Origin of the sequence: Streptomyces sp. NPDC050085 (assembly GCF_044460595.1) — a bacterium.
Classification (GTDB): domain Bacteria; phylum Actinomycetota; class Actinomycetes; order Streptomycetales; family Streptomycetaceae; genus Streptomyces.
Map to the genome: position 1 here is coordinate 19,682 of NZ_JBITJZ010000028.1, position 20,197 is coordinate 39,878.

4 protein-coding genes are annotated in these 20,197 nt (G+C 72.9%); 3 read left to right on the forward strand and 1 reads right to left on the reverse strand.

Going from position 1 to position 20,197, the window contains the following annotated elements; all coding sequences use genetic code 11:
* Window positions 1-118 precede the first annotated feature (118 nt).
* Entirely contained in the window at window positions 119-3,247 is a 3,129-nt protein-coding gene (locus ACIBUY_RS42005; protein WP_399155497.1) for an amino acid adenylation domain-containing protein, read from the reverse strand.
* A 235-nt stretch (window positions 3,248-3,482) separates the two neighbouring features.
* Between ACIBUY_RS42005 and ACIBUY_RS42010 the strand changes: the two genes are divergently transcribed.
* The 3 genes from ACIBUY_RS42010 to ACIBUY_RS42020 form a co-directional block, all read left to right on the forward strand.
* Complete coding sequence (locus ACIBUY_RS42010) at window positions 3,483-4,307, forward strand: hypothetical protein (protein ID WP_365580708.1); 825 nt, start codon at window positions 3,483-3,485, stop codon at window positions 4,305-4,307.
* A gap of 20 nt (window positions 4,308-4,327) precedes the next feature.
* A complete protein-coding gene (locus tag ACIBUY_RS42015; protein ID WP_365580712.1) occupies window positions 4,328-5,098 on the forward strand; it encodes an alpha/beta fold hydrolase in 771 nt (256 codons plus the stop codon).
* A 34-nt stretch (window positions 5,099-5,132) separates the two neighbouring features.
* On the forward strand, window positions 5,133-20,197 hold a 15,065-nt coding region (locus ACIBUY_RS42020; RefSeq protein WP_399155498.1), incomplete at its 3' end, for an SDR family NAD(P)-dependent oxidoreductase.

Genomic DNA, 20,197 nt, shown 5'->3' on the forward strand with positions numbered 1-20,197 from the left:
CGCCGCCACCGCGACGCGGTGGCGGCTCCTCCCTGTCCGTGCGACCGTCCCGGCGGCAGGACACGAGAGCCGTACGGGGCCTGCCGGGCGGCAGGCCCCGTACGGCTCCCGGTGTGGGTCAGGCCGCCGGCCGGTTGTTCCGGATGTGCACGGCGAGCGCCGCGGGCGTGGGGTTCTCGAACAGGTCGGCGAGCTTCACGGCGAAGCCGACGCTCTCCTCCACGTCCTGCACGAGGCGGGCGCCGAGCAGTGAATGCCCGCCGTGGGTGAAGAAGTTGGTCTGCGCGGTGACCCCGTCGCGGCCGAGCACCTCGTGCCACAGGGCGATGAACCGGTTGACCAGTTCGTCGTCCGAGGCCTCCTGCACCCCCGTGTCGTCCACGGTGTTCTCCCGGGTGGTCGCCTGCGCCTCGAGGGCGAGGTAGTCGACCTTCTCGTTGGCGTTGGTGGGCAGGGCGTCCACGACGATGAACTCCTGAGGGACGGCGGCGCGCGGCAGTTCGGTGCGGGCGTACGCCCAGACGCTGTCGGCGATGTCACCGTCGGCGTTCGACTCGACGAAGGCGACGAGGCGGCCGTCGGCGCTGCGGTCGCCGACCACGACGACGGCGGCGCCGCGCACGTCGGGGTGGCCGAGCAGGGTGGCCTCGACCTCGCCCAACTCGATGCGGTTGCCGCGCAGTTTGACCTGACGGTCGGCCCGGCCGAAGAGTTCGATGCGGCCGTCCGGCAGCCACTGCCCGAGGTCGCCCGAGCGGTAGAAGCGGCCGTAGCGCGGGTGGTCCCCGAACCGTTCGGCGTTCAGCTCGGGCCGCCCGTGGTAGCCGTGGCTGACGCCGGCCCCGGCGATGCAGACCTCGCCACGTACGCCGACGGGCAGTTCGCGGCCGTCGGGGCCGAGGACGAACATCCGGATGTTCTGGATCGGGCCGCCGACGTCGATCCGGTCGCCCAGATCGGCGGGGACGACGCCCCAGGTGCACCAGGTGATGGTCTCGGTCGGCCCGTAGGCGTTGACCACCTCGCAGCCCGTGGCGAGCAGTTGCTTGGCGAGGGTGACCGGCACCGGCTCGGCGCCGGTGACGACGATCCGGCCCGCCAGCAGGTCGCCGACGTGGTCGAGGACCAGGCGCAGGGTGGTGGGCGTCGCCTGGATGATGCGGGTGTCGTACCGCTCGATCAGGCCGCGCAGCACCTTGCCGTCGAGGCGTGCCTCGTCCGGCGCGATCACGATGCGGCCGCCGGAGTACAGCGGCACGTAGTGCTCGAGGTTGGCCATGTCGAAGGCGAAGGTCGTCATCCACAGCGTCGCCGTGTCGGGGGTGGCCCGCATCCGCACGGTGTAGTCGGAAGCGATGTTGGAGATGGCCCGGTGCGGCAGCAGCGCGCCCTTGGGGCGGCCGCTGGAGCCCGAGGTGTAGATCAGGTACGCGACGGCCTCGGGGTCGATCGCCACCGGGTCGGCCGGTGCGCCCGCGGGCGCACCCTCGGCGAGCTCGGTCAGCCGCAGCTTCGGCTTGTCCTCGGCCCCCGGCAGGGAGAGCTCGCGGTCCGTCAGGACGGCCTTGGCGCCCGAGTCCTGCAGCAGGTACGTCACGCGCTGCGCCGGGTGCTCGGGGTCGACCGGCAGATAGGCGGCGCCGGTGAGCCAGACGCCGAGGACGGAGGAGACCAGCTCGGGCGAGCGCGCGGCGGCGAGGGCGACGATGTCACCGGCGCCGATGCCGAGTTCGTCCAGCCGGGCGCGGGTCGTCTGGGCGGTGTCCCAGATCTGGCGGTAGGTCACCTCGCGGTCGCCGTGCTGGACGGCGACGGCGTCCGGGGTCTCCAGGGCGTGCCGGTGGACGGCGGCGACGACGTTCGGCGGGTCGAAGGAGCGGGCCGTGTCGTTGGCCGTGTCGATGACGGCGTGGTCCTGTTCGCTCCACACCGTGAACTCGCCGACCGGGCGCTCCACGTCCTCGGCCACCGCCAGCAGCAGCGCCTCGTAGCGCTGCAGCAGCGCCTGGGCGTCGGCGGCGGTGAGCTTCTCGGTGGAGTAGCGCGCGTTGACCGTGATGCGGCCGGCGGCGGAGGCGACGAAGAACTCCAGGTCGAACTTGCTGAAGCCGTTCTCGACGACGATCGGCCTGGCCCGCTGTCCGGCCACCTGGAACTCGTCCATGCCCAACTGCGGGAAGTAGTTGAACAGATGGCGGCACAGCCGGTTGCGCCAGGACGAGCCGGCCCGCGGCACCAGCTCCGAGATGCTGTCGACCGTCACTCCCGCGTGGCGCAGCGCACCGAAGTAGGTGTCGCGGGCCTTGCGGACCAGTGTGCGGAAGTCCTCCGCGGGATCGACGTACACCCGCAGCGGCAGCACGTTGGTGTGGTGGCCGACCGTGCGCGGGGCGTCCGGCGGGCGCACGCTCACCGGGGAGCCGACGGTGATGTCGGGTCCGGCCCCGTGGGCGGCGAGCAGCAGGTCGTAGGCGGCGAGCAGGACGACGGCCTCGGGGGCGCGCACCTCGCGCTGCAGCCGCTTGACCACGTCGCGGGCCTCGTCGGACAGCTCGAGGAAGGCCTGGTCGCCGCGCATCGTCGTCTCGGCCGGGTCGGGGGCGCCGCAGCGCAGGTCGAGACCGGCCGGGTCGAAGTCGCCGAGCTGCTCGCGCCAGAAGGCGAGGCTCTCCTCGGTCGGCTCGGGCTCGGTGAACGCGGGGACGGTGGTGAGCAGTTCCTCGGCGGGAGCGAGGCCGGCCGCCAAGTCGTCGTAGAGCGCGACGAGTTCCTCGACGAGGACCGTGCCGGAAATGATGTCGTAGTCGAGGTGGTGGAAGGCCAGGCAGAGCAGGTCGCCGTCGGGGTGGTGGAAGAGCCCGGCGCGGGCCAGGGGGCGGCCGTCGAAGACGAAGCGGCGGGTGACGAAGGGGCGCAGCGCCGGTTCGATGCCCTCGGGCGGGGCGGTGAAGTCGTCGAACTCCTCGATCGGGACGGCGAAATCGGACGGGGGGACCACGCCCTTCAGCAGCTCGGCGCCGGTGGCGAAGTAGACGGTGCGGAGCACGTCGTAGCGGCGGAACAGGATGTCCAGCGCCTCGGTCAGGGTCGGGACGTCGAGCCTGCCCTCCACCTGGAAGGCCAGCGCCAGGTTGTTGGCCGCGGCGTCGGGCACGAGCCGCTCGAGCAACCACACGGCCTCTTCCTTGCGCGTGGCCTTGGAAAGATCGCGTGCGGACCGGGCACCGGTCTGTACTGCGGGCCCCATTGAGCCTCCCCTGCCGGATAAGAACGAGCGAATTCGCCTGGTGCAATGAGTTCCACTTTGCGGACGACGATACGAAGACCCCGCCGCACCCGGGTACCCCTAAGGGGCGGCGACGGGCGCTATTCAGGGTGTTGCAGGGCCTTTTAAGGGTCCGTTAGGGGGCGTAGGGGCTACAGGGGTGCGTTCCCCCCGTCCTAGGCTGCATCGAGTTCGAAAGGCCCGCAGCCAAGGAGAAATGGTGACCGATTCAGACGGTTGGAAGACCCTGGTGCAGGACGAGAGCTCCCAGGGAATAGTGCTCGCGGTCGACTTCGACACCACCGGCCGTCCCGAGGCACGCTTTTCGGACCTGGTGGCGAACCTGGGCCCCGGCTTCGAGGTCTGGGAGACCGTGCCGCCGTCCGAGGGCAGCGACCTCGAGCGGACCGGCGCCGACTACGTGGAGCACTGGGCGCGCCGGATCGAGTCCGAGCGTCCCCGCATCCGTGCGGTGATGGGCTTCTGCGGTGGCGCGATCTACGCGGCGAAGCTGGCCACGCGCGTCGCCCAACTGCAGGGCGAGCAGCCGCCGTTGGTGCTGTTCGACCCCGAGCTGTCCACCGCGCAGACGCTCATCTGGCAGTACACCAAGGTCATCGGCTTCCTCACCGACACGCTCACCGCGGACCAGATCGAGGAGGCCCGCGCGCTGGGCCAGCAGGCCTACGACAAGATCACCGAGGCCGTGCCGCTGAAGAACGAACTGATGCGGCTGATGCGGGAGTTCGGCGAGCCCGCGCTGATCAGCATCGGTCTCGACCAGGCCCGCCGCGACGAACTGTTCGGCGTCTTCGAGTCCTTCCTGTGCTACCTCGCCGCCGCCAGTGAGATCGACCCGCGCGAGGAGTGGCGCTCCGCCGTCTCCTACAGCTCCAACAGCCCGCTCAGCGGCCTCAACGCGATGCGCACCGCCGGCGTCGACGTCCCCGTCGCCCAGGAGATCCCCATCGCGACGGACCACGGGATCATGCTGGCCGACAAGGACCTGGCCAAGCAGGTCGCCGAGCTGCTGAACGCGTGACGCGGGAGCGGCCGTCCGTGATGAATCCCGTGTCGAGCTATCTGGCCGCCGACCCCGCGGGGAACGGCGGCACCCGGCTGCTCTGCTTCCACCACGCGGGCGGCGGGGCCACACCGTTCCAGGCCTGGCAGCAGGAGCTCGGCCCCGACGTCACCGTGCTGCCGGTCCTGCTGCCGGGCCGTGAACGGCGCATCGCCGAGCAGCGGTTCACCGCGATCGACGCGCTGGTGGCGGACCTGGACCGAGCGCTCGGCCCGCTGCTCGACGAGGCTCCCCACGCGTTCTACGGGCACAGCATGGGGGCGCTCGTCGCCTACCGGCTGACCCGGCTGCGCGCGTCCCGCGGCCGGAAGATGCCGCTGCGCCTGATGGTGGGGGCCTACCCCGCACCGCATCTGCTCGCCCCGATCACCGAGGCGCTGAAGCTGTCGGACGAGCAACTGGCGCGCTGGATGGTGGACATCGGGGGGATGTCCGAGCTGGTCCTGGCCTATCCCGACTGGGTCAAGTCGGCGCTGGCCCTGCTCAGGGACGACCTGCTGGTGTGCCAGAGCCACCGGCCGGGCGACGAGCGCCCCCTGCCCTGCCCCATCGACGCGTTCGCGGGCGCCGAGGATCCGCTGCTGCCCCTGGACCGGGTCGCCGGCTGGGCCGACCACTCCGCCGTGAGCTGCCAGGTGCACACCATGCCGGGCGGTCATTTCTTTATCCAGGAATCTTCGTCCATCTTTCTACGGACATTGAAGTCGCTCCTCTCCCGCGCCCCGAGCAACTTTCAAGGGGCGGGTTAGTTGAGCCACCGATGCTGAATTCATGAGGGAATTCATGCCCACTGATGCTGTCGCCATTGTCGGTATTTCTTGCCGTCTTCCGCAGGCTCCCGATCCGCACGCGTTCTGGGATCTCCTGCGCCGCGGCGCCAGCGGGATCACCGAGGCCCCCGCCGACCGCTGGGTCGACGGGGACCCCGGCATGTTCCCGCCTCGTGGTGGTTTTCTCGAGCGGATCGACACCTTCGATCCGGCGTTCTTCGGGATCGCCCCGCGCGAGGCCGCGTTGATGGACCCGCAGCAGCGGCTGACCCTCGAACTGGCCTGGGAGAGCCTGGAGGACGCGGGCCTGCTCCCGGGCACCCTGCACGGCACCCGGACCGGTGTCTTCATCGGCACCACGGCGGGCGACTACGCCACTCTGCTGTCCCAGCAGGGGCCCGACGCGATCACCCCGCACACCGTCACCGGTCTGAACCGGGGCGTCATCGCCAACCGCGTCTCGTACACGCTGGGCCTGCGCGGCCCCAGCATGACCGTGGACACCGCCCAGTCGTCGGCGCTGGTGGCGGTGCACATGGCCTGCGACAGCGTGCGCAGCGGCGAGTCGGAGGTGGCGATCGCCGGGGGCGTGAACCTCATCCTGGCGCCCGAGAGCACCCTGGGCCTGACCGCGTTCGGCGGCCTGTCGCCGGACGGCGTCGCCTACACCTTCGACGCCCGCGCCAACGGCTACGTCCGGGGCGAGGGCGGCGGCGCCGTGGTCCTCAAGCCGCTCGAGCGTGCGCTCGCGGACGGCGACCACGTGTACTGCGTGATCCGCGGCAGCGCCGTGAACAACGACGGCGCCACCGCCGGTCTGACCGTGCCCAGCGCATCGGCGCAGGAAGAGGTCGTGCGCCTTGCGTACGAGCGGGCGGGCGTCGACCCGTCCACGGTGTCGTACGTCGAACTGCACGGCACCGGCACCCCCGTCGGCGACCCGATCGAGGCGACCGCGCTGGGCGCGGCGATCGGTGCGGCGCGTCCCTCGGACCGGCCGCTGCTCGTCGGCTCGGCGAAGACGAACGTGGGTCACCTGGAGGGCGCCGCCGGTCTGGTGGGCCTGCTCAAGGCGACCCTCGCCCTCAAGAACCGGCAGATCCCGGCGAGCCTCAACTTCGAGACGCCCAACCCGGCCATCGACCTGGACGCGCTGAACCTGCGCGTGGCCGCCGAGTTGACCGAGTGGCCGCAGGACGCTGAGCACCTGGCGGGCGTCTCCTCGTTCGGCATGGGCGGCACGAACTGCCACGTCGTCCTGGAGGCGGCGCCCCTGCCGGCCCCGGGCGAGGCCACCACCCGGGTCAGCGCGCCCTGGGTGCTGTCGGCCAGGACCGAGGCGGCACTGCGCGGCCAGGCCCGCAAGCTGCGCCGCCTGGTGTCGGAATCGCCCGAACTCGACCCGGCGGACGTGGCGTTCTCGCTGGCGACAGGCCGTACGGCCTTCGAGCACCGGGCCGTGATCACGGCGTCGGACGACCGGCTCGACGCGCTCGCGGCGCTCGCCGAGGGCCTGCCGCACACCGGTCTGACCACGGGCGCGGCGGTGGACGGCAAGACGGTCTTCGTCTTCCCGGGCCAGGGCTCGCAGTGGCCCGCGATGGGCCAGTACCTCCTCGCCCACGAGCCGGTCTTCGCCGACCACATACGCGCCTGCACCCAAGCCTTCGCCCCGCACACCGACTGGGATCTGACCCGGCTGCTCACCGACGCCGACGCCACCCTCCTGGAACGCGTCGACGTCGTCCAGCCCGTCCTGTTCGCCGTCATGACCGGCCTGGCTGAGTTGTGGAAGCACCACGGCATCACGCCGGATGCCGTCATCGGCCACTCGCAGGGCGAGATCGCGGCTGCTTACGCCGCCGGAGCCCTGTCCCTCGACGACGCGGCCCGCACCGTCATCCTGCGCGCCCAAGCCATCACCGCACTCGCCGGCACCGGCACCATGGCCTCCATCCCCCTGCCCGCAGACCAAGTCACCCCCCTGCTGCAGGGCGACGTCCACATCGCCGCCGCCAACGGACCCGCCACCACCGTCGTTTCAGGCTCGGTCGACGCCATCGACGCCCTGGTCGCCATCTGCGAGAGCCGGGAGATCCGCGCCCGCAAAATCCCCGTCGACTACGCCTCCCACTGCATCCACGTCGAAGCCATCCACACCCAGATCCTCAGCGCCCTCGACGGCATCCAACCCCAGACCACGAACATCGCCTTCTACTCCACCGTCACCGGCCAGCCCATCGACACCAGCACACTCACCGCCGAGTACTGGTACACCAACCTCCGCAACCAGGTCCGCTTCCACGAAACCGTCGAACTCCTCCACCAGGACGGCTACCGCCACTTCATCGAATCAAGCCCCCACCCCGTCCTCACCATCGGGCTGGAGCAGACCTTCGAGGACCGTCCTGCGAGCGTCCGTCCCACCCTCCGCCGCGACCACGGCCACCGGCTCTTCCAGGCCCTGGCCGAGGCGTACACGCGCGGCCTGCCCGTCGACTGGCCGGTGGGGGGCGAGCGGGTCGCGCTGCCCACGTACTCCTTCCAGCGGCGGCGGCACTGGCTCGCCGAGGCCACCGGTCCGCGTCCCGCGCTCACCGTGGGGAAGTCCGCTGCGCCCGTGGACGAGCCCGAGCAGGACGAACTGACGGCCGCGCAGCGCCTGGCCGGGCTCACCGACGGCGCGCTGCGCGAGGCGCTGCGCGATCTGGTCGTCACCAACACGACCATCACGCTCGGGCACGCCACCTCGGACGCGATCGACACGTCGACCACGTTCAAGGCGCTGGGCTTCGACTCGGCGCTCTCGGTCGACCTGCGCAACCACCTGTCCGCCGCGACGGGCCTGCGACTGCCCGCGGGCCTGCTCTTCAACCACCCGACGCCCGCGGCCCTGGTGGAGTACCTGTTCGGCGAGCTGTCCTCGGCCGAGAGTGCCGGAGCCCCGGTGGTCGTGTCCGCCGTGGACCGCGACGAGCCGATCGCGGTCGTCGGCATGGCCTGCCGCTTCCCCGGTGGCGCCGACTCCCCCGAGCAGTTGTGGGACCTCGTGGCCGAGGGCCGCGACGCGATCTCCTCGTTCCCCGACAACCGCGGCTGGGACCTGTCCTCGCTGTACCACCCGGACCCCACCCACAGCGGTACGACGTACGCGCAGGGCGGCGGATTCCTTTACGAGGCACCGGAGTTCGACGCGGAGTTCTTCGGGATCTCGCCGCGCGAGGCCGCCGCGATGGACCCGCAGCAGCGGCTCCTGATGGAGACGTCCTGGGAGACCTTCGAGCGGTCCGGGATCGACCCGGCGGGCCTCGCGGGCGCGCCGGTCGGTGTGTTCGTCGGTGCCATGTCCCAGGAGTACGGTCCCCGGCTGCACGAGTCGGCCGAGGGGTACGACGGCTATCTGCTCACCGGCAACACGACGAGCGTGGCCTCGGGCCGCATCTCGTACACGTACGGCTTCGAGGGCCCGGCGGTCACCGTCGACACGGCCTGCTCGTCGTCACTGGTGGCCCTGCACCTCGCGGCGCAGGCACTGCGCCAGGGCGAGTGCGGCCTCGCTCTCGCGGGCGGTGCGACGGTGATGGCGACGCCGGGCATCCTGGTGGAGTTCAGCCGACAGCGCGGCCTGTCGACCGACGGGCGCTGCAAGGCGTTCGCAGAGGCGGCCGACGGCACCGGCTGGGGCGAGGGCGTCGGCCTGATCCTGCTGGAGCGGCTCTCCGACGCCGAGCGCAACGGCCACCAGGTGCTCGCCGTGATCCGCGGCAGCGCCATCAACCAGGACGGCGCCAGCAACGGTCTCGCCGCGCCGAACGGCCCCTCGCAGGAACGCGTCATCCGCCAGGCCCTGGCCAACGCGCGGCTCGAGGCCGCCGACGTCGACGCGGTGGAGGCGCACGGCACCGGCACGCGGCTCGGCGACCCCATCGAGGCGGAGGCCCTGCTCGCCACGTACGGGCAGAACCGTCCGGCCGAACAGCCTTTGTGGCTGGGCTCGTTGAAGTCCAACATCGGTCACACGCAGGCCGCCGCGGGCGTCGGCGGCGTCATCAAGATGATCCAGGCGATCCGCAACGGCGTACTGCCGCAGACCCTCCACGTTGACGCGCCGTCCGCCCACGTCGACTGGGACCAGGGCGCCGTCTCGCTGCTCACGGAGTCCCGCCCGTGGGAGACGGACGGCCGCCCGCGCCGGGCCGCCGTCTCCTCGTTCGGCATCAGCGGCACGAACGCCCACCTGATCCTGGAAGAAGCACAGGCCCCGGCACCCGCCGCGCCCGCGCCCACGCCTGTCGCCGATGAACCCACGGCGAGCAGCGGTCCCGTGCCCTGGTTCGTGTCGGCCAAGACCGAGCAGGCACTGCGCGACACGGCCACCCGCCTCGCCGACTACGACGGCGAACGACTCGCCGTGGCCCACGCGCTGCAACGCCGTACGCACTTCGAGCACCGCGCCATCGCCCTCAGCCCCGATGCGCTCACGGCACTCGCGGAGGGCCAGCCCCACCCCGACCTCGCCACCGGTACCGCGCTCGACGGCAAGACCGTCTTCGTCTTCCCCGGCCAGGGCTCGCAATGGCCCGCCATGGGCCAGTACCTCCTCGCCCACGAGCCGGTCTTCGCCGACCACATACGCGCCTGCACCGAAGCGTTCGCCCCGCACACCGACTGGGATCTGACCCAGCTGCTCACCGACGCCGACGCCACCCTCCTGGAACGCGTCGACGTCGTCCAACCCGTCCTCTTCGCCGTCATGACCGGCCTCGCCGAACTGTGGAAGCACCACGGCATCACACCGGATGCGGTCATCGGCCACTCGCAGGGCGAGATCGCGGCTGCTTACGCCGCCGGAGCCCTATCCCTCGACGACGCGGCCCGCACCGTCATCCTGCGCGCCCAAGCCATCACCGCACTCGCCGGCACCGGCACCATGGCCTCCATCCCCCTGCCCGCAGACCAAGTCACCCCCCTGCTGCAGGGCGACGTCCACATCGCCGCCGCCAACGGACCCGCCACCACCGTCGTTTCCGGATCGGTCGACGCCATCGACGCCCTGGTCGCCATCTGCGAGAACCGGGAGATCCGCGCCCGCAAAATCCCCGTCGACTACGCCTCCCACTGCATCCACGTCGAAGCCATCCACACCCAGATCCTCAGCGCCCTCGACGGCATCCAACCCCAGACCACGAACATCGCCTTCTACTCCACCGTCACCGGCCAGCCCATCGACACCAGCACACTCACCGCCGAGTACTGGTACACCAACCTCCGCAACCAGGTCCGCTTCCACGAGACGGTGGAACTCCTGCACCAGGACGGCTACCGCCACTTCATCGAATCAAGCCCCCACCCCGTCCTCACCATTGGACTCCAGCAGACCTTCGACGACCGCCCCGCCACCATCCACCCCACCCTCCGCCGCGACCACGGACACCACCTCCCCCACGCCCTCGCCGACGCCCACACCCACGGCCTGCCCGTCAACTGGCACCTGCCACAGAGCACCACACCCCCCGACGACCTGCCCACGTACGCCTTCCAGCGTCAGCGGTACTGGCTGAACACCCCGGCCGCCGGGGGCGATCCGGCGCAGCTCGGGCTCGGGTCGCCGGCGCATCCGTTGCTCGGGGCGGCGGTGACCGCGGCGGAGGACGGCACGGTCCTGCTCACCGGTGTGCTGTCCACCCGCGCTCTGCCGTGGCTGGTGGACCACGCCGTGTCGGGCACGGTGCTGCTGCCGGGTACCGCGTTCGTCGAACTGGCCCTGGCCGCAGGCGATTACGTCGGCTGCGCCACCGTCGAGGAACTCACCCTGCAGGCGCCGCTCGTGCTCACGCAGGCCGCCACCGTGCAGGTGCAGCTGGCTGTCGGCGCGGCCGACGAGCGGGACCGGCGTACGGTCGCGCTGTACTCGCGCGACAGCGACGACGCCCCGTGGACCCGGCACGCCACCGGTGAACTGGCCCCCGAGCAGGCCCCGGCCCGCGATCTCACCGCGTGGCCGCCCGCCTCGGCCGAGGCCGTCGACCTCTCCGGCGCGTACGAGCTGCTCGCCTCGCACGGTTATGAGTACGGGCCGGTCTTCCAGGGCCTGCGCGCGCTGTGGCGCGACGGCGACGAGCTGTTCGCGGAGGTGGAGCTCGCCGAGGACACGGACGTCGCCGGGTTCGGGCTGCACCCCGCGCTGCTCGACGCCGCGCTGCACCCGGCGGTGCTGGCCCCGCTGTGGGCCGCTTCGGGTACGGCGGACGGGATTCCGCTGCCGTTCATGTGGTCCGGGGTGCGGCTGTACGCGACCGGTGCGACCCGGCTGCGGGTGGCGCTGACCCCGACGGGCCAGGGCGAGTTCGCGCTGACCGTCGCTGACGGTGCGGGTGCCGCGGTGGCCTCGGTGGACTCCCTCGTCCTTCGGGCGGTCGCCGCGGGCAGCCTGGGGGCGCGCCAGGACGACCTGTTCACGGTGGACTGGACTCCCGTCCCGCTGCCGGACGCGGAGCCCGGTTCGTGGGCGTTCCTCGACGGACCCGACGCGGCGCAGCTCGCCCGGTTCGCCGAGGAGCCGCCCGAGGTGCTGTTCCTGCCGCTGCCGAGCGCGATCGACGGCAGGGACGCGCTGCCTGCCGCCGCGACCCGTGCGGTCGTCGACGTGGTGGCGCTGCTCCAGGGCCTGTTCGGCGACGACCGGTTCGACGGCACCCGGCTCGTGACGGTCACGCGGGGTGCGGTGTCCGTGCGCGACGGCGAGGACGTCGCCGATCTCGGCCACGCGGCGCTCTGGGGTCTGCTGCGCAGCGCCCAGTCCGAGTACCCGGGCCGGATCGTCGCCCTCGACGTCGACACCGACCCACTCGACGCCGATGCACGGGACCTCGTACTCGCCTCCGTACTCGCCGCAGGCGAACCGCAGGTCGCGGTGCGCGACGGTGCGGCGTGGACCCCGCGTCTCGTCCGTGCCGCCCAGCCCGACGAGGGCGCTGAGGGTGCGCAGGGTTCCGAGCCGTTCGGGCCCGACGAGACCGTCCTGATCACGGGCGGCACCGGCACCCTCGGCCGCCTCCTGGCCCGCCACCTCGTCACCGAGCACGGCGCCCGCCACCTGCTGCTCACCAGCCGCAGCGGCACGAACGCCCCGGGCGCCACCGAACTGCTCGCGGAACTCGAGGAGTTGGGCGCCCGCGTCACCCTCGCCGCCTGCGACACCGCCGACCGCGAAGCCCTCACCACCCTCCTCGCCTCCGTCCCCGCCGACCAGCCGCTCACCGGCGTGTTCCACACCGCGGGCGTCCTCGACGACGCCACGGTCGCCGCCCTCACCGCGGAGCAGGTCGCCACGGTGCTGCGGCCGAAGGTGGACGCCGCCTGGAACCTGCACGAACTCGCCGGTGACGTACGGCACTTCGTGCTCTTCTCCTCGATCGCCGGCGTGGCCGGTCTCGCCGGGCAGGCCAACTACGCGGCCGCCAACGTCTTCCTGGACGCCCTGGCCGCGCACCGGCACGCCCACGGCAAGGCCGCTCTCTCGCTGGCCTGGGGCCTGTGGCAGCAGGCCAGCGGCATGACGGGCGCGATGGACGACGCCGACCGGGCGCGGATGAGCCGCAGCGGCATCGTGCCGCTCGCCTCCGAGCGGGGTCTGGCCCTGCTCGACACCTCGCTCGGCCTCGGCCGGTCGCTCACCGTGCCGACCCGGTTCGACCTGGCGGCGCTGCGCGCGCAGTCGTCGCCCGCGGCCGTGTTCCGTTCGCTGGTGCGCGTCCGCGCCCAGCGGTCGGTGGCCGCCACCGGTTCCGGCGGCTCGTGGGCGGAGCGCACCGCCGCGCTGCCCGCCGAACAGCGCGAGGCCGCAGTCCTCGATCTCGTACGGGCCCAGGTCGCCACGGTCCTCGGGCACGCCACGTCCGACAGCATCGACCCGGCACGGGCGTTCAAGGAGCTGGGCTTCGACTCGCTGACCGCGGTCGAGCTGCGCAACCGGATGATCGCGGCGACCGGCATGAAACTGCCCGCGACGCTGATCTTCGACTACCCGACGATCGGCACGCTCGCCGAGAAGCTGCTCGCCGACGTGACGGGCGCCCGGCAGGAGACCGTCGCCGTGCGGTCCGCGGCCGTGGACGACGACCCGATCGTCATCGTGTCGATGGCGTGCCGGTTCCCCGGTGGCGTACGCACGCCCGAGGAGCTGTGGCGGCTGGTCGCCGACGAGGTCGACGCGGTCGCCGCGTTCCCGGACAACCGGGGCTGGGACCTGGAGGCGCTGTACCACCCGGACCCGGACCACGAGGGCACGGCGTACGCGAAGGAGGGCGGATTCCTCTACGACGCCGACGAGTTCGACGCGGAGTTCTTCGGGATCGCGCCGCGCGAGGCGCTGGCCACCGACCCGCAGCAGCGCCTCCTCCTGGAGACGGCGTGGGAGACGTTCGAGCGGATCGGCATCGACCCGGGCACGCTGCGCGGCAGCCGGACCGGTGTCTTCACCGGGATCATGTACAACGACTACCGGTGGCGGCTTCGGGGCGACGCCCCCGAGGGCTTCGAGGCCTATCTCGGCAACGGCAGCGCGGGCAGCGTCGCCTCCGGCCGCGTCTCCTACACGTTCGGCTTCGAGGGCCCGGCGGTCAGTGTCGACACCGCCTGCTCCTCGTCGCTCGTGTCGCTGCACCTGGCGGCGCAGGCGCTGCGCAACGGCGAGTGCGACCTGGCCCTGGCCGGCGGTGTGACCGTGATGGCCACCCCGGCGCCGTTCATCGAGTTCAGCCGGCAGCGCGGGCTCGCCCTCGACGGGCGCTCCAAGTCGTTCTCCGACGAGGCGGACGGCGCGGGCTGGGGCGAGGGCGTGGGCCAGCTCCTGCTGGAGCGGCTCTCCGACGCCCGCAGGAACGGGCACGAGATCCTCGCGACGCTGCGTGCCAGCTCGGTCAACCAGGACGGTGCCAGCAACGGCCTGACCGCCCCCAACGGCCCCTCCCAGCAGCGGATGATCCGCCAGACCCTCGCCAACGCGGGCCTGCGGACCGCCGATGTGGACGTCGTCGAGGCGCACGGCACGGGCACGTCGCTCGGCGACCCGATCGAGGCGCAGGCACTCCTCGCCACGTACGGGCAGGACCGCCCGGCCGAACAGCCTTTGTGGCTCGGCTCGTTGAAGTCCAACATCGGGCACACCCAGGCCGCCGCCGGTGTCGGCGGCGTCATCAAGATGGTCATGGCGATGCGCCACGGCGTCCTGCCCAGGACGCTGCACGCCGACAACCCGTCCTCGCACGTCGACTGGGACGCGGGCGCCGTCCGGCTGCTGACCGAGGCGCAGCCGTGGCAGCCCGAGGGACGGCCGCGCCGCGCGGCCGTCTCCTCCTTCGGCATCAGCGGCACCAACGCCCACGTCATCCTCGAACAGCCCGAGACCGAACGGCCCGCGCCGACGGACGTCCGTGAGCCCGAGGCCGACTCGGGCGGCCCGGTGGCCCCCTGGGTGCTGTCCGGCAAGACCCAGGACGCACTGCGCGAGCAGGCGCGCCGCCTCCTCGCGGCGGTCACCGCCGACGACGCCCCCGCCGCGGCCGACGTCGCGCACACCCTGGCCACGGCCCGCGCCCTGTTCGACGAGCGCGCCGTGATCCTCGGCGATCCGGCACAGCGGCCCGACGCGCTGGAGGCGCTGGCCGAGGGACGCCACCACCCTTACGTCGTCACGGGTTCCGCGGACGGCGGCCGCCTGGCGTTCCTGTTCACCGGGCAGGGCTCCCAACGCCTGGGCATGGGACGGGAGTTGTACGACTCCGAGCCGGTGTTCGCCGCGGCCTTCGACGCCGTGCTCGCCCATCTCGACCCCGGGCTGCGCGACGTGATGTGGGGCGAGGACGCCGACCGGCTGAACCGCACCGAGTACACGCAGCCCGCCCTGTTCGCCCTCGAAGTCGCCCTGTACCGCCTCGTGGAGAGCTGGGGCGTCACGCCCGGCCACCTCACCGGGCACTCGCTCGGCGAGCTGACCGCCGCGCACCTCGCCGGGGTGCTGTCGCTCGCGGACGCGGGCACGCTGGTCACCGCCCGCGCCCGGCTGATGCAGTCGGCGCCCGAGGGCGGCGCCATGGCCGCCGTGCAGGCCACCGAGGAGGAGATCCTCCCCGAGCTGACGGCGGGGGTGTCCCTCGCCGCCGTCAACGGCCCGGACTCCGTGGTCGTCGCCGGTGACCGGGACGAGGTCGCCGCGCTCGCCGGGCGCTGGAAGGACAGCGGCCGCAAGGCCAAGCTCCTGAAGGTCAGCCACGCCTTCCACTCGCTGCACATGGACGGCGTCCTCGCCGAGTTCGAGCGGGTCGCGCGGACCCTGACGTACGCCGAGCCGCAGATCCCCGTCGTCTCCAACGTCACCGGCCGCCTCGCCACCACCGAGCAGCTCACCGACCCCGCCTACTGGACTCGTCACATCCGTGAGGCGGTCCGCTTCGCCGACGGCATCCGGGCCCTGCACGACGCGGGCGTCACCACGTTCATCGAACTCGGCCCCGACGGCACCCTCACCGCCATGGCCGACGCGGTCCTCGCGGGCGCCGAGGTGCGCCTGTCCCCCGCGCTGCGCCCCGATCAGCCGGAGACGGTGTCCCTGCCGGTGGCGGCCGCCACCGCGCACGTCACCGGGCACGCGGCCGTCTGGCCGTCCGAGGGCCGCGAAGTGCCGCTGCCCACCTACGCGTTCCAGCACCAGCGCTACTGGCTGGAGCCGCGCCCGGGCGCGGGCTCCGCGGACGTCCGCACGGCCGGTCTCGGCGCCCAGGAGCACGGACTGCTTTCGGCCGCCGTGGAGCTGGCCGACGAGGGCGGCACGGTCTTCACCGGCCTCGTCTCCCTGCGTACGCACCCCTGGCTCGCCGATCACGCGGTGCACGGCAGCGCGCTGCTGCCGGGCACGGCGCTCGCCGAACTCGCCCTGCACGCGGGCGAACAGGCCGGTGCCGACACGGTCGAGGAACTGACCCTCGAATCGCCGCTGATGCTGCCCGAGTCGGGCGCGGTGCGGCTCCAGATCACCGTCGGCGGCGCCGAGCAGGGCGACCGCAGGACCGTGAGCATCCACTCCCGCCCCGACACCGACGACGGCACCTGGGTGCGGCACGCCACCGGGCAGGTCTCGTCCGGCCGTCAGGACCCGGCGCCGTTCCCGAGCGCCTGGCCGCCGGCCGGGGACCGCGTCGACGTGGCCGAGCTCGCCGGGCGCGCCGCCGACGCCGGGCTCGACTACGGGCCCGCCTTCCAGGGGATCACCGGGATCTGGCACAGCGGCCGGGACACGTACCTCGAAGTCGAACTGGCCGAGGAACTGCGGCCGGACGCCGCCCTGTTCGGCCTGCACCCGGCCCTCCTCGACGCGGCACTGCGCCCGCTGGCCCCGGGCGGCGAACCGGGCACGGTGCGGCTGCCGTTCAACTGGTCGGGCCTGCGCCGGCACGCGGCCGGGGCGACCGTCGTACGGGTGCGGCTGACCGAGCAGGGCGACGACTCGTACGCCGTCTCGGTGACCGACACCGCCGGGCGGCCCGTGGCCGACGCGGAGGCGCTCACCGTCCGCACCGTGCGGGCCTCCCAACTCCTCGGCTCCCGGCTGCCGTTGTACGAGGTGGAGTGGGCGCCGCTGCGCCCCGACGCCGCGGCGGCCGCACCGGAGTTCACGCTCGCCCTCGCCCCGCTCCCGGACACCGACCCCGTCGGGTCCGCGCACCGGGCGGCCGAGTGGACGCGCGCCCTGCTGCAGGAGCGGGCGGCGGCCGAGAGCGCGAGCGACACCGACGCGGCCCCGCTGGTCGTGGTGACGCGGGGGGCGGTGGGCCCCGGCCCGCGCACCACCGCGCACGCCGCCGTGTGGGGCTTCGTCCGCGCCGGGCGCACCGAGCTGCGCGACCGGGTCGTCCTGCTGGACGCCGCCCAGGACGTGCCGGACGAGGACCTGTCGTACGAGAAGGTGGCGGCGCTGCTCGCCCGCGCGGGCGACGAGCCGGAGCTGCTCGTGCGCGACGGCTCGGTCTCCGTCTCCCGGCTCGTCCCGGCCGAACAGCGGCCGCAGCAGGGCGAGTTCACCCCGGACGGCACGGTGCTGATCACCGGCGCGACCGGCGCCCTCGGTGCTCAGCTCGCCCACGACCTGGTGGCCCGGCACGGGGTGCGCAGCCTGCTCCTGGTGAGCCGGCGCGGCGAGGAAGCCCCCGGCGCCCGCGAACTGGCCGCCGCACTCACCGAGTCGGGCGCCGACGTCACCCTCGCCGCCTGCGACGTCACCGACCGGGACGCACTCGCCGCACTGCTCGATGCCACCCCCGTGACCTCGGTGTTCCACGCGGCCGGTGTCCTGGACGACGCGACGGTCGCCGCACTGACCGAGCAGCAGCTCGAACGGGTGCTGCGGCCGAAGGTGGACGCCGCCTGGAACCTGCACGAACTGACCGGCGACGTCCAGCACTTCGTGCTCTTCTCCTCGATCGCGGGCACCCTCGGCAGCGCCGGACAGGCCGCGTACGCGGCGGGCAACGCGTTCCTCGACGCCCTCGCCGAGCAGCGCGCCGCCGACGGCCTGCACGCCGCGTCGTTCGCGTGGGGCCTGTGGGACACCGACAACGGCATGGCCGGCCAACTCGCCGACCGCGACCGGGCCCGCCTGGCCGCGGCCGGACTGGCGCCACTGTCCGTCGAGGACGGCCTTGCCTGCCTGTACGCCCGTCTTGCCGCGCCGGTCACCACGGCGGCCGCGCTCGACACGGACGCGCTGCGCACGCAGGCGGCCGAAGGCCGGCTGCCGGCGCTGCTCGGCGCCCTGGTCAAGGCGCCGCGCAAGACGGCGTCGGCCCCGGCCGCGGCGACGAGTTCGGCGTCCCCCCTGGAGACGGTCCTCAAGACCACGGCCGAGGTCCTCGGCTACTCCGACCCGTCCCTGATCGACCCCGACCGCCCGTTCAACGAGCTGGGCTTCGACTCGCTGACCGCGGTGGAGCTGCGCAACCGGCTCGGCGCCGCCGTCGGCAGGCGGCTGCCCGCGACGCTGGTCTTCGACCACCCGACGCCGAACGCGCTGGCCGCCGAGCTGGCCGGCACGGACGACGCGGCGCGCACGGAGGTGGCCGCCGTGGCCTCCGCCGACGAGCCGATCGCCGTGATCGGGGTGGCCTGCCGCTACCCGGGCGCGGTGCGCTCGCCGGAGGACCTGTGGCGGCTGGTCGCCGACGGGGCCGACGCCATCGGCGAGTTCCCCGCCGACCGCGGCTGGGACGTCGACTCCCTGTACGACCCGGACCCGGCCAGGGCCGGTCACACGTACACCCGCCGCGGCGGATTCCTGGACGGTGCCGACCGCTTCGACCCCGAGTTCTTCGGGATCTCGCCGCGCGAGGCCCTGGCCACCGACCCGCAGCAGCGGCTCCTCCTCGAAACCGCGTGGGAGACGTTCGAGCGGGCGGGGATCGACCCGGCCGCCGTGCGCGGCAGCCGGACCGGCACCTTCACCGGGATCATGTACAACGACTACGGCTCGCGGCTCCAGCACGCGCCGCGCGACTTCGAGGGCTACCTCAGCAACGGCAGCGCACCGAGCGTCGCCTCGGGCCGGGTGGCGTACACCTTCGGCCTCGAAGGCCCCGCGGTCACGGTCGACACCGCCTGCTCCTCCTCCCTGGTCGCCCTGCACCTGGCGGCGCAGGCACTGCGCAGCGGCGAGTGCGACCTGGCGCTCGCGGGCGGCGCGACGGTGATGGCCACGCCCACGACGTTCATCGAGTTCAGCCGCCAGCGCGGGCTCGCCCCCGACGGCCGCTGCAAGGCGTTCTCCGACGACGCCGACGGCACCGGCTGGGGCGAGGGTGTGGGCCTGCTCCTGGTGGAACGCCTCTCCGACGCGAAGAAGAACGGCCACGAGGTCCTCGCGATCGTCCGCGGCACCGCGATCAACCAGGACGGCGCCAGCAACGGCCTGACCGCGCCCAACGGACCCGCGCAGCAGCGCGTCATCCGCCAGGCCCTGGCCAACGCGCGGCTCGAAGCCGCCGACGTCGACGTGGTGGAGGCGCACGGCACCGGCACCAGGCTCGGCGACCCCATCGAGGCGCAGGCCCTGATGGCGACGTACGGGCAGGACCGTCCGGCCGAACAGCCGTTGTGGCTCGGCTCGTTGAAGTCCAACATCGGCCACACGCAGGCCGCGGCCGGTGTCGCGGGCATCATCAAGATGATCCAGGCGATGCGCAACGGCGTCCTGCCCAAGACCCTGCACGCGGACACCGCCTCCTCGCACATCGACTGGGACGAGGGCGCCGTCTCCCTCCTCACCGAGGCCCGCCCCTGGGAGACGAACGGCCGCCCGCGCCGCGCGGGCGTCTCCTCCTTCGGCATCAGCGGCACCAACGCGCACGTCATCCTCGAACAGCCGGACCAGCCCGCGGCCGCCTCCCCGGCACCGGCCGATGGCCCGCTGCCCTGGGCCCTGTCGGCCCGCACGGACGAGGCCCTGCACGCCCAGGCCGACCGCCTCCTCGACCTGGTCACCACCGACCCGAACCACTCACCCACGGACATCGCGCACTCCCTCCTCACCACCCGCAGCCACTTCGACCAGCGGGCCGTGGTCGTCGCCGACGACCACGAGACCCGGCTGAGGGCCCTGCGCGCCCTGGCGAACGGCGAACCGACGTCCTCGGTGATCCGCGGCAGCGCGCTACGGCCGGGCGGCCTGGCGTTCCTCTTCACGGGGCAGGGGGCTCAACGCCTGGGCATGGGACGCGAGTTGCACGCCACCTACCCCGCCTTCGCGACCGCCTTCGACGCGATCCTGGACCACTTCGAACCCGGACTGCGCGACATCATCTGGGGCGACGACGCAGAGCAGTTGGCGCGCACGGAACACACGCAGCCCGCACTCTTCGCCATCGAGGTCGCACTCTTCCGGCTCCTCGAAAGCTGGGGGGTCACGCCCGACTACCTCGCCGGGCACTCCATCGGCGAACTCGCCGCCGCCCACTGCGCAGGCGTACTCACCCTGGAAGACGCCTGCACCCTCGTCGCCGCACGAGCCAGGCTCATGCAATCCGCCCAAGC

Excerpts from the sequence above, each read along its gene's own strand:
- ACIBUY_RS42015 (WP_365580712.1), top strand. The coding sequence starts at position 4,328 with ATGAATCCCGTGTCGAGCTATCTGGCCGCCGACCCCGCGGGGAACGGC.
- ACIBUY_RS42010 (WP_365580708.1), top strand. The coding sequence starts at position 3,483 with ATGGTGACCGATTCAGACGGTTGGAAGACCCTGGTGCAGGACGAGAGC.
- ACIBUY_RS42005 (WP_399155497.1), bottom strand. The coding sequence starts at position 3,247 with ATGGGGCCCGCAGTACAGACCGGTGCCCGGTCCGCACGCGATCTTTCC.